A 407-nucleotide genomic window follows, 5' to 3' on the forward strand; every position below is an offset into this window, starting at 1 on the left:
TCTATCTCGGTTTGGGGTTTCTCTTTTAGAGCCTTGAAATCACTCATTTTGATGCCTGCTGCTGCCTCTGCCACAATTACGCTCACGCTTCTTTTCGTAGGGCTTGCTTTGCCTTCTGAGGCTTTGTTTTCTACCACTGCCTTAAACAAAGCTGTCAGCCATTTCTTTTTAGTTAACTGGTCACTTCCAGACGATTGGATAGAAACAATTTTGAGGGCTTGTTTGTCTTCCTGGGCTTTGACGGTTACATACACTGCCTCAATAATAGGCTTCTTTTTTTGTGCTTGGTCGGCTTTGCTGGCGTATAGCTTCCAGGTTTGTTTGTTGCCTGTACCTGCCTTGGTAATGAAGGCTTCGGGTGCCCTCGTAAACTTCACCCCGCCTTTGATCTTTACTGGCTCATAGCC

At 45.9% G+C, this 407-nt stretch carries 1 protein-coding gene; it reads right to left on the minus strand.

Annotation, left to right across the window (positions count from 1 at the left end):
* Window positions 1–407: hypothetical protein (locus tag Q0954_RS34535; protein WP_299466797.1), on the minus strand; the 407-nt coding region annotated here is incomplete at both ends.

Source organism: uncultured Microscilla sp., from assembly GCF_947493425.1.
Classification (GTDB): Bacteria; Bacteroidota; Bacteroidia; order Cytophagales; family Microscillaceae; genus Microscilla.